Source organism: Microvirga splendida (assembly GCF_016427565.1).
GTDB lineage: Bacteria > Pseudomonadota > Alphaproteobacteria > Rhizobiales > Beijerinckiaceae > Microvirga > Microvirga splendida.
This window is the reverse complement of record NZ_JAELXT010000001.1, coordinates 226,669-241,499: the sequence shown is the minus strand read 5'-3', so window position 1 is coordinate 241,499 and position 14,831 is coordinate 226,669. Positions and strand designations below refer to the sequence as shown.

At 64.1% G+C, this 14,831-nt stretch carries 12 protein-coding genes and 1 riboswitch; of the genes, 7 read left to right on the top strand and 5 right to left on the bottom strand.

Annotated features, from left to right (window positions below):
* Positions 1-6: 6 nt before the first annotated feature.
* Together thiB and JAO75_RS01165 are read right to left on the bottom strand one after the other, a co-directional pair.
* Positions 7-1,011: a thiamine ABC transporter substrate binding subunit gene (gene thiB / locus JAO75_RS01170; protein WP_199045946.1), complete on the bottom strand. Its 1,005-nt coding sequence runs from the start codon at positions 1,009-1,011 to the stop codon at positions 7-9.
* 70 nt (positions 1,012-1,081) lie between these two features.
* Positions 1,082-1,188, bottom strand: a riboswitch (TPP riboswitch).
* 157 nt (positions 1,189-1,345) lie between these two features.
* Entirely contained in the window at positions 1,346-3,679 is a 2,334-nt protein-coding gene (locus JAO75_RS01165) for a Tex family protein (protein ID WP_199045945.1), read from the bottom strand.
* A gap of 185 nt (positions 3,680-3,864) precedes the next feature.
* Here JAO75_RS01165 and JAO75_RS01160 point away from each other — a divergent pair, with 185 nt between their 5' ends.
* The 4 genes from JAO75_RS01160 (at position 3,865) to JAO75_RS01145 (ending at position 7,272) form a co-directional block, all read left to right on the top strand.
* The gene (locus JAO75_RS01160; RefSeq protein ID WP_199045944.1) at positions 3,865-5,175 is read left to right on the top strand and encodes an Hsp70 family protein; all 1,311 of its coding nucleotides are present in this window, start codon (positions 3,865-3,867) and stop codon (positions 5,173-5,175) included.
* 113 nt (positions 5,176-5,288) lie between these two features.
* Complete coding sequence (locus tag JAO75_RS01155) at positions 5,289-5,462, top strand: hypothetical protein (protein ID WP_199045943.1); 174 nt, start codon at positions 5,289-5,291, stop codon at positions 5,460-5,462.
* 99 nt (positions 5,463-5,561) lie between these two features.
* Complete coding sequence (locus JAO75_RS01150) at positions 5,562-6,473, top strand: dihydrodipicolinate synthase family protein (protein WP_425523134.1); 912 nt, start codon at positions 5,562-5,564, stop codon at positions 6,471-6,473.
* A gap of 19 nt (positions 6,474-6,492) precedes the next feature.
* Positions 6,493-7,272, top strand: coding sequence for an SDR family oxidoreductase (locus JAO75_RS01145; RefSeq protein WP_199045940.1), 780 nt, complete (start codon positions 6,493-6,495; stop codon positions 7,270-7,272).
* Between the two features lie 34 nt (positions 7,273-7,306).
* Here JAO75_RS01145 and chrA read toward each other — a convergent pair whose 3' ends face one another.
* From chrA to JAO75_RS01130, 3 genes are all read right to left on the bottom strand, one after another.
* Positions 7,307-8,707, bottom strand: coding sequence for a chromate efflux transporter (gene chrA, locus JAO75_RS01140; protein ID WP_343234534.1), 1,401 nt, complete (start codon positions 8,705-8,707; stop codon positions 7,307-7,309).
* A gap of 1 nt (position 8,708) precedes the next feature.
* On the bottom strand, positions 8,709-9,533 hold the full coding sequence (locus JAO75_RS01135; protein WP_199045936.1) for a chromate resistance protein ChrB domain-containing protein: 825 nt from the start codon (positions 9,531-9,533) through the stop codon (positions 8,709-8,711).
* 136 nt (positions 9,534-9,669) lie between these two features.
* Complete coding sequence (locus JAO75_RS01130; RefSeq protein ID WP_199045934.1) at positions 9,670-10,458, bottom strand: LOG family protein; 789 nt, start codon at positions 10,456-10,458, stop codon at positions 9,670-9,672.
* Positions 10,459-10,948: 490 nt separating this feature from the next.
* Between JAO75_RS01130 and JAO75_RS01125 the strand changes: the two genes are divergently transcribed.
* The 3 genes from JAO75_RS01125 to JAO75_RS01115 all read left to right on the top strand — a co-directional run bounded on the left by JAO75_RS01125 (position 10,949) and on the right by JAO75_RS01115 (position 14,806).
* Positions 10,949-12,145, top strand: a complete 1,197-nt coding sequence (locus tag JAO75_RS01125; RefSeq protein ID WP_199045932.1) for a fumarylacetoacetate hydrolase family protein — start codon at positions 10,949-10,951, stop codon at positions 12,143-12,145.
* A gap of 2 nt (positions 12,146-12,147) precedes the next feature.
* Positions 12,148-13,623, top strand: a complete 1,476-nt coding sequence (locus JAO75_RS01120) for an aldehyde dehydrogenase family protein (RefSeq protein ID WP_199045930.1) — start codon at positions 12,148-12,150, stop codon at positions 13,621-13,623.
* Positions 13,624-14,011: 388 nt separating this feature from the next.
* Positions 14,012-14,806, top strand: coding sequence for a CYTH domain-containing protein (locus JAO75_RS01115; RefSeq protein WP_199045928.1), 795 nt, complete (start codon positions 14,012-14,014; stop codon positions 14,804-14,806).
* Positions 14,807-14,831 lie beyond the last annotated feature (25 nt).

Sequence of the window (14,831 nt, the reverse complement as noted above, 5' to 3'; positions counted from 1 at the left end):
GAGCGATCAGCGCGCCGTGGCGTTGAGCCAGGCATCGGTGAAGGCGCGGCGGTTCTCCTGCACCTCCTCGGGCGTGAAGAGAAGCGCCTGGCTCGGTTCGATCATCCCCTTGAGAGCCTCAGGCATGCCCGATGGCGGGTTCTTCGCCGGGTACATCCAGTTGGTCTCCGGGATCGCCGTCTGGAACGGTTCGCTGAGGATGAAGGCCATGAACTTCCTGGCGAGTTCCGGCTGCTTCGTGGTGCGCGTCATGCCGGCGAGCTCCACGTGCAGGTAGTGCCCCTCGCTGAAGGCTGCGGCCTTGTAGTTGTCCTTCTTCTCCGCGACGATGTGATAGGCGGGAGACGTGGTGTAGGACATCACCATGTCGGCCTCGCCCTTCAGGAAGAGGCCGTAGGCCTCCGACCAGCCCTTAGTGAAGGTGACGATGCGGGGCTTGAGCTTGCCCCAAGCCTCGCCGGCGTCGTCGCCATAGACCTTCTGCATCCAGAGCAGAAGGCCGAGGCCCGGCGCGCTGGTGCGGGGATCCTGCAGCACAACCTTCGGGCCGTTGGGATTGTCGACCAGTTCCTTCAGGCTCTTCGGCGGGTTGGGCAGCTTGTTGGCGTCATACACGAAGGCATAGTAGCCCCAGTCGAAGGGAATGAAGGTGTCGTCCTTCCAATCGATGGGAAGCGACAAGTCCTTCACCTCCACGCCATGGGGGGCAAACAGGTTGAGGGACTTGGCTTCCGCCATCAGATTCATGTCGAGGCCGACCACTACATCGGCTTTGGTGTTCTGGCCTTCCAGGCGCAGCCGCCCGAGCAGGCTGCCGGCATCCTCGGCGGTGACCCAGGTGAGGTCGCAGTTGCAGGTCGCCTCAAACCGTTCCTCGACGGTCTTTGCGGGACCGTACTTCCCGGCGAACGAGCTGTAAGTGTAGACGGTGAGCGTCGGCTTTGTCTGAGCCTGGGCAAGGCCTGTGGCCAGTCCGAGCGAGGCGAGGGTGAGAAGAAGGCGGCGTAACATCTTAAGGGCGCTCCCATGCATGCAGCAGGCCGGACTGGCGGCGCAAATTGCACGGGGCATAGCTTTTATGGCGATGTCGCATGCTCATTCCCTCCGCCGGCATGACCCGGATCAGGTTCGACGGGTCGGCGGCCTGGCCGCCTCTCAGCCCCGTATGAGGCTCCCCGTGAGACGCTTTGGTTCTAAAGCATCGGACCCAAAAGTGGAAGCCACTTTTGGGATCAATCCGATGCTCACCTTTTTTTGATAGGCGCATCGTGCGGAAAACCGGGACCACTTTTCCGCACGATGCGCTGGACAGATCAGGGGCGTCCACAAGCCACCCCTGTCGAGTTCACTTCCGGCTGCCCTTGTCCATTCCGGCCCGGCGCAGGGCATCAGCCAGAGCGCCGCCAGAGGCCGTTGCCTGTGGAGCGGGTTTCCGCTCGCTCTGGGCCCGATGCTTCTGGAAGGCTCCCCGGTTGTCGTCCTGCCGCCCAGAGGGGCGCTTCTCGGCCGGGTCGCTCATGCGCATGGTGAGCGAGATGCGCTTGCGGGGAATGTCGACCTCGAGCACCTTCACCTTCACGATGTCGCCCGGCTTCACCACGGTGCGCGGATCCTTCACGAAGGTGTCGGCAAGCGCAGAGATGTGCACGAGGCCGTCCTGGTGCACGCCGATATCCACGAAGGCGCCGAAGGCCGCCACGTTGGTGACGACGCCTTCCAGCATCATGCCGGGCTTCAGGTCGCCGATCTTCTCCACGCCTTCCATGAAGGTTGCGGTCTTGAACTCGGGGCGCGGATCGCGGCCGGGCTTCTCCAGCTCGCTCAGGATGTCCTTGACGGTCGGGACGCCGAACTTCTCGTCTGTGAAGCTCTGCGGATTGAGCTTCTTCAGCACGGCACCGTTGCCGATCACCACCTTGATGTCGCTCTTCGTGGCTTCGAGAATGCGGCGCACCACCGGATAGGCTTCCGGATGGACGCCGGAGGCATCGAGCGGATCGTCGCCGTTCGGAATGCGCAGGAAGCCTGCGGCCTGCTCGAAGGTCTTAGGCCCGAGACCTGAGACCTTGGTCAGCGCTTTGCGTGTCTTGAACGGACCGTTGGCGTCACGATGGGTAACGATGTTCTGCGCAACCCAATCGCCGAGGCCCGAGACGCGGGCGAGCAGCGGGGCGGACGCCGTGTTGAGATCGACACCGACCGCGTTCACGCAGTCTTCCACCACCGCGTCGAGGGAGCGGGAAAGCTTGTACTCGGCGAGATCATGCTGGTACTGCCCGACACCGATGGATTTCGGGTCGATCTTCACGAGCTCCGCCAGAGGATCCTGCAGGCGGCGGGCGATGGAGACCGCGCCGCGGATAGACACGTCGAGATCCGGCAGTTCCTGGCTCGCATAGGCGGAGGCCGAATAGACGGAGGCGCCCGCTTCTGAGACCATGATCTTGGTGAGCGTCAGGTCCGGGTGCTTCGACACCAGTTCGGCTGCGAGCTTGTCGGTCTCGCGGGATGCCGTGCCATTGCCGATGGCGACGAGCTCGACCTTGTGAACCCGGCAGAGCCGCGCCAGCGTTGCAATCGACTCGTCCCATTGCCGCTTGGGCTCATGCGGGTAGATGGTGTCGGTGGCCACCACCTTGCCGGTGGCATCCACCACCGCCACCTTCACGCCGGTGCGATAACCCGGATCGAGGCCGAGCGTCGGTCGGGCGCCGGCAGGGGCTGCCAGCAGAAGGTCGCGCAGGTTGCCGGCGAACACCTTCACGGCCTCGTCCTCGGCCAGCTGCCAGAGCTTCATCTTCATGTCGAGTTCGATGGAGAAGCGCAGCTTCGTCCGCCACGCCCAGCGGACCGTATCGAGCAGCCACTTGTCGCCGGGGCGGCCCTGCTCCGTGATGCTGAACGCAAGTGCGACGCGGCCCTCGTAGCGGCTGACATAGCCGGGCTCGGCCGCCTCCTTGTCCTCCTCCATGCGCAGGTCGAGGATCTCCTCCTTCTCGCCGCGGAACAGCGCGAGAATGCGGTGGGAGGGCAGCTTGGTCAGGGGCTCGGCGAAGTCGAAATAATCCGAGAACTTGGCTCCGTCGCTCTGCTTGCCGTCGCACACCTTCGAGGTGAGGCTGCCGCGCTCCCAATAGATCTCACGCAGGGCGCCAAGGAGTTCAGCGTTCTCCGCGAAGCGCTCGACCAGGATGGAGCGAGCGCCTTCGAGAGCAGCCTCCGGCGTGGCGACGTCCTTCTCCGGGTTCACGAAGGCGGCGGCGGCCTCCTTCGGCTCGCGGGCGGGCTCAGTCAGGAGCAGATCGGCCAGGGGCTCCAGGCCGGCTTCCCTGGCGATCTGTGCCTTGGTGCGGCGCTTGGGCTTGTAGGGCAGGTAGAGGTCTTCGAGCCGCGCCTTGGTGTCGGCGGTGTTGATCTGGAGCGCCAGCTCGTCGGTCAGCTTGCCCTGCTCGCGGATGCTGTCGAGGATCGTCTTGCGGCGGCTCTCCAGCTCGCGCAAGTAGCCCAAGCGCTCCTCCAGGGTGCGCAGCTGGGCATCGTCCAGGGTGCCGGTGACTTCCTTGCGGTAGCGCGCGATGAAGGGCACGGTCGAGCCGCCGTCGAGGAGCTCGATGGCCGCCTTGACCTGCCACTCCTGAACATTCAGTTCGTCCGCAATGCGCTGACCGATGGATAGCATGAAAGTCTCCGAGAAAGCGTAAGGCGCGGCTTCTACGGTGCGGGGAGCCCCCGGGTCAACGGCCTGTCCACAGCGCCGGGGTCGCAGTGCCGATGGGTCAGGCATGCTTCCCGACGATTCCTCTTGGCTCCGGAAGCCTTGGCGTATAGACCGTCCGGCCCTTCCCGCCCGCTTCCGAGGTCTCCATGCCCCAATCCCACGATTTTTCCATCGGCATCGATTTCGGCACCAGCAACACGGTCGTGGCCATCGCGGGCCCGGACGGGCAGGTCGAGGCCCTGACCTTCGAGCATGGGGGCGAGAGCCTCAAGGTCTTCGTGACCGCGCTCTGCTTCTGGGACGAGCGGCATGGCAACGGGCTGCGGACCCAGGTGGAAGGCGGCCCCTGGGCCATCGAGCAGTTCCTCGAAGGGCTCCACGCGCATCGGTTCATCCAGTCGTTCAAGACCTTTGCGGCAAGCCCGACCTTCAAGGAGACCCGCATCTTTCGGGAACGCTACGGCTTCGAGGATCTGTTGAGCGCCTTTCTGCGCACCCTCGTCCGCCACGGCGGCTCCCGCCTGGATTGGGGCGCCCGAAACGTGATCATCGGCCGGCCCGTCCGGTTCGCCGGCTACAATCCGGACGATGCTCTCGCCATGCAGCGATACCAGGCCGCCTTCGGGCGGCTTGGCGCGGAGCATGCCCGCTATGTCTATGAGCCTGTGGGAGCGGCCTTCTTCTATGCCAGGCAGCTCGACCATGACGCGACCGTGCTCGTGGCGGATTTCGGCGGCGGCACCAGCGACTTTTCCGTGATGCGCTTTTCCAAGGCCGGCGGGGTGTTGAGGGCCGAGCCGCTCGGCCATGCGGGCATCGGCCTCGCAGGCGATGCCTTCGACTACCGCATCGTCGACCGGGTCGTCTCGCCCCGCCTGGGCAAGGGCGGGCTCTACCGCTCCATGGGCAAGATCCTGTCGATCCCGAACCACTACTACGCCAACTTCGCCCGCTGGAACCAACTCGCCATGATGAAGGGCAGCGGCGATCTGAAGGAGCTGCGGGAGCTCGCCCGAGCCGCGCTCGAGCCCGAGCCGCTCGAGAAATTCATCGACATCATCGAATACGATCTGGGCTTTGCCCTCTACCGGGCCGTGTCGTCGGCCAAGGTGGCGCTTTCAAGCGAGGAAGAGACGGACTTCCGCTTCCAGGGCGAGGGCGTCGACATTCAGGCCCGGATCACCCGCGCCGAATTCGAGGACTGGATCGCCGAAGACGTGGCAAAAATCGCCGGCACGGTGGACGAGGCGCTCGCCAAGGCCAATGTGGGCCCGGAGCAGATCGAGCGCGTCTTCCTCACGGGTGGCACCTCCTTCGTGCCCGCCATCCGCCGCCTGTTCGTGGATCGCTTCGGCGAAACCCGCCTGACCTCGGCCGATCAGTTCGAGTCGATCGCCTACGGCCTCGCCCTGATGGGCCAGACGGAGGAACCCGGCCGTTGGGCTATCGCCAACTAGAGGCCTCAGGCTACAGAGTTTCGGAACTGTGCTCCGGCTGGCCGGTTGAGATCGGAGGGATGCATCCTGAGAGGCGTGCATCTCCAGAGCATCAATCGTGTTAGGAGAGCGCCATGTCCCGCGGTAATAAATCTGCCTATACAGACAAGCAGAAGCGCAAGGCCGAGCATATCGAGGAATCCTATGAGAGCCGCGGCCTTTCCGAGAAGGAAGCCGAGCGCCGGGCTTGGGCGACCGTCAACAAACAGGACGGCGGTGGCAAGAAGAGCGGCTCCGGACGCAGCTAAAGGCATAGCTGGGCCGCCTTCTGTGGGTAGTGCGCCCGGCAGCAAGCAGGTGTATGAGGGTCCCCTGACCCCTTGCCAAGCTCTGCCATGGAGGAAGCCTTGCTCACGAGTTTTGCCGCCGGCGTCTATGTCATCTGTCCCACGCCTTTCGAAAGCGATGGGCGGGTGGACGTCGCTTCGACCGACCGGATGGTCGAGGCCTATCTCGAAGCCGGGGCCACCGGGCTGACCATCCTCGGCATCATGGGCGAAGCGCCCAAACTGGCAGCCGACGAGGCGCTGGCCTTCGCCCGTCAGGTGATCGCCACGGTGGCGGGCCGCGTTCCCGTGATCGTCGGCGTCTCGGCAGCGGGCTTCGCCGCCATGTCGGGACTGTCCTCCAAGGTGATGGATGCGGGTGCCGCCGGCGTCATGATCGCCCCGCCTTCGACGTTGAAGACCGACGACCAGATCGTCTCCTATTACGCCGATGCGGTGGAGGCGATCGGCACGGATGTGCCATGGGTGATCCAAGATTACCCGCTCACGACCAATGTGGTCATGACTCCAAAGGTGATCATACGCATCATCGAGCAGAGCCCCTCCTGCGTGATGCTCAAGCACGAGGACTGGCCGGGCCTCGACAAGATCACCGCTCTGCGCCGCGCGAGCGATGCCGGCCAAGTGCGCCGCGTGTCGATTCTCTGCGGCAATGGCGGCATGTTCCTGCCCTTTGAGATGGAGCGCGGTGCCGACGGTGCCATGACGGGCTATGCCTATCCCGAGATGCTGGTGGGCGTGGTCAATCTCATCAACGAGGGCAAGCGCAAGGAAGCGCACGACCTCTTCGACCGGCATCTGCCGCTGGTGCGCTACGAGACGCAGCCGGGCGTCGGTCTGGCGGTGCGCAAATACGTCCTGAAGCGGCGCGGCATCATCGCGACCGACACGCTGCGCAAGCCCGGGCCGAAGCTGAGCCCGGAGACAATTGCCGATATCGAATGGCTGATGGAGCGCATCGAGCGCCCATAAGACAAGGGGAGTTACAAGCATGAAAACAGGACTGGAAGGAAAGCGCGCGCTCGTTCTCGGCGCGAGCAAGGGGTTGGGCTTCGGCATCGCCCAGGGGTTGGCGGAAGAAGGCGCCCGCGTCGCCATCGCTAGCCGCACGATGGAGGGCTCAAAGGCCGCTGCCGACAGGATCGGCAACGGCGTCCTGCCGTTCGTCTGCGATACCGGCAAGGTCGATCAGGTCGACGCCCTGGTGAAGGATGTCACGGATGCATTGGGTGGCGTGGACATCCTCGTGCTCAACAGCGGCGGTCCTCCTCCTGGCAAGGCGCAGGGCGTGTCGTCCGATCAGTGGCGGCAATCCTTCGACGCGATGTTCGTCAATCTGGTGCGGATCGCCGATCAGCTTCTGCCCGGGATGATTGAGCGCAAGTTCGGCCGCATCATCTCGGTGATCTCGTCCGGCGTGATCCAGCCGATCCCGAACCTCGCGATCTCCAACGCCATCCGTCCCGCCCTCGTAGGCTGGGGCAAGACCCTGGCGAGCGAGGTTGCCTCCTCGGGCGTGACCGTGAATGCCATCGCGCCGGGCCGCATCGCGACAGACCGCCTGAAGCAGCTCGATGCGGCGAATGCCGAGCGCACCGGCCGCTCCGTCGAGGACGTCGCCGCTGCGGCCCGTGCCGGCATTCCCGCAGGCCGCTATGGCGAGATCGAGGAGTTTGCGGCCGCCGCCGTGTTCCTTGCCAGCGAGAAGGCTTCCTTCATGACGGGCTCGATCCTGCGCGTCGACGGCGGCCAGATCTCGTCTGTGACCTGATTGAAGATGGGTGAGGCAGGATCCTGCCTCACCCTCACGCGATGACGCCGGCCGCGTAGAGAGCAATCCCCGCAGCCGAAGTCGCAGCCAGGGTTGGCAGCATCCCGACGTGGAAGCGGAACATGGCGACGATGGCCGCCGCAGACAGCAGCAGCGCCCAGAGATTTGCGCTCTGCCACACGGGCGCATCGAAGCTAAAAGCTCCCCATTCCACAGGACGCACATCGCTGAAGATCGTGTGGATGCCGAACCAGATGGCGAGGTTCAGGATCACGCCCACAACGGCCGCCGTGATGGCAGTGAGCGCACCGCTCAAGGCCCTGTTGCCGCGCAGGGCCTCGATGTAGGGAGCGCCGAGGAAGATCCAGAGGAAGCAGGGTGCGAAAGTCACCCATGTGGCGAGAAGGCCACCCAGCGTTGCGGCCAGCAGCGGGTCGAGCGTGCCTGCATCGCGGAGAGCTGCCATGAAGCCCACGAATTGCAGCACCATGATCAACGGCCCCGGCGTCGTCTCGGCCATGCCGAGCCCGTCCAGCATCTCGCCTGGCTGCAGCCAGCCATGGGTCTCGACCGCCTGCTGCGCCACATAGGCCAGAACTGCATAGGCGCCACCGAACGTCACCATCGCCATCTTGGAGAAGAAAACAGCAATCTGGCTGAAGACATTGCTGCCGCCGAGAATCAACAGGAGGGCGGCAACCGGCAAGAGCCAGAGCGCCAGCCAAACAGCGGCTATACGCAGGCTCCGCCCTGTGTTGGGTCTGGCGTGTGCTGGCAGATGCTCCCCGAGCAGGTTGTCCGATTCCGCCCCACTTTGGCTGCCATGCCCGCCGCCATGGAACTGTGGCAGATTTGCTTTCCCTCCAAGAAAGCCGATCAAACCCGCAGCAAGAATGATCAGCGGAAACGGTGCATCGAGAAAGAAGATCGCCACGAAGGCAGCCGCCGCGATCCCGATCAGCACTGAATTCTTGAGCGCGCGTCTGCCGATGCGCACCACCGCTTCCAGCACGATGGCGAGCACGGCCGCCTTCAGGCCGAAGAAGAGCGCCGCGACGAAGCCGACATTCCCGTAAAGGGCATAGATCCAGCTCAGGCCCATGATGGCGATGATGCCCGGCAGGATGAACAGGCCGCCCGCCATGAGGCCGCCGAGGGTACGGTGCATGAGCCAGCCGACATAGGTGGCGAGCTGCTGCGCTTCGGGTCCCGGCAGGAGCATGCAGTAGTTGAGCGCATGGAGAAACCGGCTCTCCGAGATCCAGCGCCTCTCCTCGACCAGGATGCGGTGCATCACGGCAATCTGGCCCGCCGGCCCGCCGAAGCTCAAGGCCGCGACTCGCAGCCAGACGCGAAAGGCTTCGCCTAAGGAGACGCCATGGCCTGGCCGAGCTTGAGACGCCGAGCTCCTCGTGGATTGTGCCGTCTCGTTCACATCAAGCTCCCGGCTTCTTCGAGGGCCAGCTGTGGGTCTCGTCCGTGGCATCCCGGCACCAGCGATAGAACGCATCGTAGAGCAGAAGCCCGGCCTCGAGCTGGGCGAGATCGTCCGAATACATGCGGGATAGCCCTAGGGAAGCGGCCAGCAGACCCGAGGCTTCGGGGGCGAGGTCGAGCCGAGCCGTGTCGGCGCCTCTCACGATCACGGCGAGGTGCTTCAAGGGCTTCGTGTCAAGCCTGAACTCCTCGACCATCACGTCGAAGGTGCAAAGCTCTCCACGATGGCTCCAGAAGATGTTTTCACCCTCGATGTCGAAAGGTGTGGCTTCAAATCGCTCCACGACGCCAGGAACTTCGGAGGTTGGAACGAACAGGAAAACTGCGTGCGGGTCAACGAAACGGCGGATCAGCCACGGGCAGGCGATCCGGTCGATCTTCGGGCGCGAGCGCGTCACCCAGAGCGTTCGCCCCTGCAGATCACGGGGTGGGATCCTAGCGGCGGGCACCATAGGCAAGTCAGCTTGAGCCCAGGCTAAAGTCCCTCCTTCAAGGGTGTCGGCCGGTATGCCTGCATGGCGGAGCCAGGCTGCAACGCCATGACTGAGCTTTAGCCCTTTTTGACAGATCACGATGGCAGATCTGCCTGTGAACTCTCGAGCCCAGTCCGAGACCGTCTCGAATGGGCGCCTGATCGAACCAGGAATGAGGCGCGGATCGTTCTCGAAATCCTCATCAGTACGGACGTCAACGAGGACCGGGCACTTGGGGGTGCCGACAAGGCGAGCAAGCTTTTCAGGCGGGATGGTGTTGAATGACGACATGATGCATCCGTGAGTTCGTGGTGCGGATGCGATGCTTGGGCATGTCGCCTCGTGGGGAGATCGCGATCCCCATAGCCGTCATCAAAGTTCAGCCCTGCGATCTTGTCAAATCAATTCAATGGTCTCTGAAGCGGCCTCAGAAATCCTGCTCGGTGCTCCGCTCTAGTGTCTGAATTACGAGACCATTTTCGATCAATGTGGTCCACACATCCTCGGCGGTGTCGGCGAAGTTGACCAGTTCTCGGTCCTTCTCACTCACCATGCCATGTTCGAGAAGGGCGTCGAACTTGACGACGGATTGCCAGTAGGCCTTGTCGAAGAGGACGATGGGCAGGGGCGGCGCCTTCCCGGTCTGCCGGAGGGTCAGGAGCTCGAACAGTTCGTCCAGGGTGCCGAAGCCTCCGGGGAACACCACGAGCGCGTTGGCGCGCATGGCCAGGTGCATCTTGCGCATCGCGAAGTAGTGGAAGCGGAAGGTTAGGTCCGGCGTGGAATAGGCGTTGGGCTCCTGCTCGTGCGGCAGGGTGATGTTGAAGCCGATGGACGGCGCACCCACGTCGAAGGCTCCCCGGTTCGCCGCCTCCATGATGCCGGGACCGCCTCCTGTGGCAATGACATTGTCCCGCGTCCCGCTGGTGACGGCCAGGGCGCCGCCGCGCTGCGAGGCGATGGCGCCGAAGGACCGCGCCTCCCGGTACCAGTAGGGATGTCGCCCAGGTCCGTCCTCCCTGACCCGGGCACTGCCGAACACGACGACGGTCGAGCGCACACCCCAGGTTCGCAGGTGCTCCTCGGCCTTGGCGTATTCCAGCATGAACCGCATGCCCCGCATGCTGTCGCCGAGCAGGAAATCCTGGTCCATCGCGGCCAGACGGTAGGAGGGCGAGGCCATGTTGGCCGCAGCAGAACGTTTGCTGTCATCCATAGGGTGGGCTCCTTTGACCCAGCCAAGCCAAAGCACAGATTCGAAGCGGCGTTAACTCCCCGTTGGATTGGTGGGAATTTCCTGAGGGCTGGACGGCGGAATGCCCACCGGCTCGCCCGGGCTGGGGGCTTCACTCGGCGTGGTCGGGGGAACGCCCAAGGGTTCCTGGTGGCCCGGAAGGCCGGCAGGGCCCGGATCGGGATGCACGGGCTGCGGTGCCGGACTAGGCACGTCGGGTTGTGGATTCGGAGATGGTGTATCTGACAATTCTCGCATCCTTTTCCTGCTCGGTGCCGGTCGGCACGTGCATGACACGGCAACGACGTAACTAGGGTGCGAACGGGGGATGAACCGGGTTTGTTCCGAGCCCTCCCCGCAGGACAGACCTGCAATGAATTTTCGCTATAGCCGCTTGCGGCATGCTCGCTATATCAAAGGCCCACAGGGGAGAGGGCGAGGAACGGCCCTCAAGGAAAGCGAGCGCCAGCCGATGGACCACGCGTCTTCAACGAACATTGCCCGTATTCTGCCGGAGGACGGCTTCCAGGGGGCCCTTGTCGGGCGTGTCTGGCGTCCGGGCCAAGGGCCTTCGGTCGTGGCGGTGAGGGATGATGGCCTCTTTGATATCTCCTCCACATGCGCCACGGTGAGCGAGCTTGCCGCCATGGCCGATCCGGCCGGCGTGGTCAAAGCTGCACAGGGCGAGCGGATCGGATCGCTTGAAGACATCGCGGGCAATGCCGCGCCCGACAGGCGCGATGCCTCGAAACCCTGGCTGTTGGCGCCGATCGACCTTCAGGTCGTCAAGGCTGCGGGCGTTACCTTCGCGGTCTCCATGCTGGAGCGCGTCATCGAGGAGCGCGCACGGGGCGATGCCAGCGCGGCAGCGGCGATCCGGGCTGAGGTCCTTCGGCTTGTCGGCGACGATCTCAGCCGCCTCAAGCCGGGCTCCGCCGAGGCCATGGCGCTGAAAGAGGTTCTCATGGCTCAGGGAGCCTGGAGCCAGTACCTCGAGGTGGGCATCGGGCCGGACGCGGAGGTCTTCACGAAGGCACCGACGCTGTCATCGGTCGGCGCTTTCATGGATGCCGGGCTGCATCCCAAATCCACCTGGAACAATCCCGAGCCGGAAGTGGTGGTGATCGTCACCGCCGAAGGAAAGATTGTGGGCGCGACTCTCGGCAACGACGTGAACCTGCGTGACTTCGAGGGCCGCTCGGCGCTGCTGCTCTCGAAAGCCAAGGACAACAATGCATCCTGCTCCGTCGGCCCGTTCATCCGCTTCTTCGATGAGACCTTCTCCCTCGACGACGTGCGCCAGACCAATGTGACGCTGACGGTCGAAGGCGAGGACGGCTTCAGGCTTGAAGGATCGTCCTCGATCACGAAGATCAGCCGCGACCCCGAGGATCTTGTGGCGCAGACCGTTGGGCCGCATCATCAATATCCCGACGGGTTCGCACTGTTCCTGGGAACCATGTTCGCGCCGACGCAGGACCGGGGCGAGCCCGGTATGGGCTTCACGCACAAGAGGGGTGACATCGTCACCATCGCGGCTCCCAAGCTTGGAGCCCTCGTCAACCGCATGAAACCGAGTTCCGAATGCGAGCCTTGGACCTTCGGCATCCGCGCTCTCATGTCCAACTTGGCCCAGCGGGGCCTCATCAACACCAGACAGGCAGGTTAACGATGACGAAGAACTATATTGCGGGCGAGTGGCTTGCCGCATCGGAGGCCTCGCCGAACATCAATCCGTCGAACACCAACGACGTGCTGGGCGAGTTCGCCCGTGCCTCGGCGGCCGAGGCAGAGCGTGCGATTGCAGCGGCCTACGATGCCTTTCCGGCTTGGTCACGCTCCTCGATCCAGCAGCGGCACGACATTCTCAAAACTGTCGGCGACGAGATCCTGGCCCGCAAGGAGGAGTTGGGACGGCTCCTCTCCCGCGAGGAGGGCAAGACCCTGCCGGAGGGCATCGGCGAGGTCACGCGCGCGGCCCAGATCTTCCACTTCTTCGCCGGCGAGTGCCTGCGCATGGCCGGCGAGAAGGTGGCGTCCGTACGCCCCTTCATCGACGTGGAGATCACCCGTGAGCCGGTCGGCGTGGTGGGCCTGATCACCCCCTGGAACTTCCCCATCGCCATTCCGGCCTGGAAGATCGCCCCGGCGCTGGCCTACGGCAACACGGTAGTGTTCAAGCCCGCCGAGCTCGTGCCGGGCTCGGCCCATGCGCTCTCCGAGATCATCATCCGGGCCGGCGTGCCGGCTGGCGTGTTCAACCTGGTGATGGGCAAGGGCTCGGTGGTCGGCGAGGCGATGCTGCAGAGCCCCAAGGTCTCGGCGATCTCGTTCACCGGCTCGGTGCCCACCGGCCGGCGTGTGGCCCAGACCTGCATCACGGCCGACCCGATGAAGAAAGTCCAGCTCGAGATGGGCGGCAAGAACCCGATGGTGGTGCTGGACGATGCCGACCTGAAGGTGGCGGTGGACTGCGCCGTCAACAGCGCCTTCTTCTCCACGGGCCAGCGCTGCACCGCTTCCTCGCGGCTGATCGTGACGGAGGGCATCCACGACCGCTTCGTGGCCGCCATGCAGGAGCGCATGCAGGGGCTGGTGGTGGACGATGCCCTCAAGAGCGGCACGCACATCGGTCCGGTGGTGGACCAGGGGCAGCTCGATCAGGACCTGAAGTACATCCGCATCGGCCAGGAGGAGGGCGCCAAGCTGGTGGCCGGCGGCGAACTACTGAAGCGGGATGCTCCCGGCTTCTACCTGGCGCCTGCCCTGTTCACGGAAGTGAGCAACCGGATGCGGGTGGCGCAGGAGGAAATCTTCGGCCCGGTGGCGACGGTGATCCGGGCGCGGGACTACGACGAAGCGCTCGAGATCGCCAACGATACGCCGTTCGGTCTGTCGTCGGGCATCTGCACCACGAGCCTGAAATATGCCTCGCACTTCAAGCGCAATGCGGAAGCCGGCATGGTGATGGTGAACCTGCCCACGGCCGGCGTGGACTACCATGTGCCGTTCGGCGGGCGGAAGGGCTCGTCCTATGGTCCGCGCGAGCAGGGCCGCTATGCGCAGGAGTTCTACACTACGGTGAAGACCGCCTACACCTTCGACGGCAACGGACCCTATGTGCCGAAAACGAAGGCCAGCGAGTAACTTCTTCCCGCTGCTCCCGGCCCCGGCACCTCGTGGAGAAGGTGCCGGGGCTCCAAGCCTTTAGCCTATGTGATCGATGAGCGCGGCAGGCATTCCAGCCAAGTGGATAACGGCTGCGGGATGCCATGATTGAAGCGCATTAACTCTATCGACAAAACTCTGGCCGCTTTTTGCCACATCCATTGAACTTTGCCACGCGAACGCCATCATAGGCTTTCAAAAGAATCGCGCTTACACGCCCGAACTTCCGCGGTATCAAACGTTGTTGCATGTCGATCCCAGGCGAGTTGCCTCCGGAGTATGAATTGTAACGTCGTTGTTTTGAGGCAGAATGCTGTGAATTCTTCGGGCTGGGGCGCGGCACTCCGTTAATAGTAGAGAACTTAATATGGTTACTTCCCGGCGTTACCTCATTGCCTCTTCCCTTGCGCGGCTGATCCGCAAGGAGCGCGGGGGCAATCGTGTCACGGAAGGCCACTTCCCCAACCAAGCCGACCGCAGTTCCTTCGTGGTCGTGGAAGGCGACAAGGGGAGCCTCGTTCTGGTTCATGCGAGCCCCAGTGGCCCGATCGAGGAGCGTACCGAGGTTCCGCGGGCGCATGCCGAGGCGCTTCTCGACGTAACCCCGGGCAAGCTCGATTACCTTCTCACGCATCTGACGATCGGCACCCGCGATATCCAGATCCTCCGGTTCGTGACGCCGGGCCCCCTGGACATGATCTCCGTGTTCTTCGAGAGCGAGGATGAGGCCCGGGATTTCCGCCCGCTCTCCTGGTTCGGTCCTGATGTCACGACGGAAGTGCCTTACCAGAACCGCTCCATCGCGTTGGAGGGCGCGCCTCAGGCGCCGGACGTTCCTATGTCGAACGCGGCTCTCAACAGCCTGCTCGATGCCCTGGAGAACCGCTATGTGGCGCCTCGGGGCTATACGCCTCATGCCCCCGCGCGCAACTCTGCAGAGCAGGGCGCAGGGCAGCAGCGCAACGCACCTCCCGCGCCTCCTCCGGCCCAGGGAGGCGAGAGGCAGCCGGCTCCGCAACGGGGTGTTCTGTCCAGGCCCGCCGCTCCGGCCGATGCCGACATGGGCGACGACGACAACAACGACGACAACGATCTGAACCTCAACATCGAGGACAATGTCATCCGCGAACTGGCCCGCTCGCTGCGGCCCCAGCGCCGCTGATCGGGATCGTTCAGGAACGCCCCTC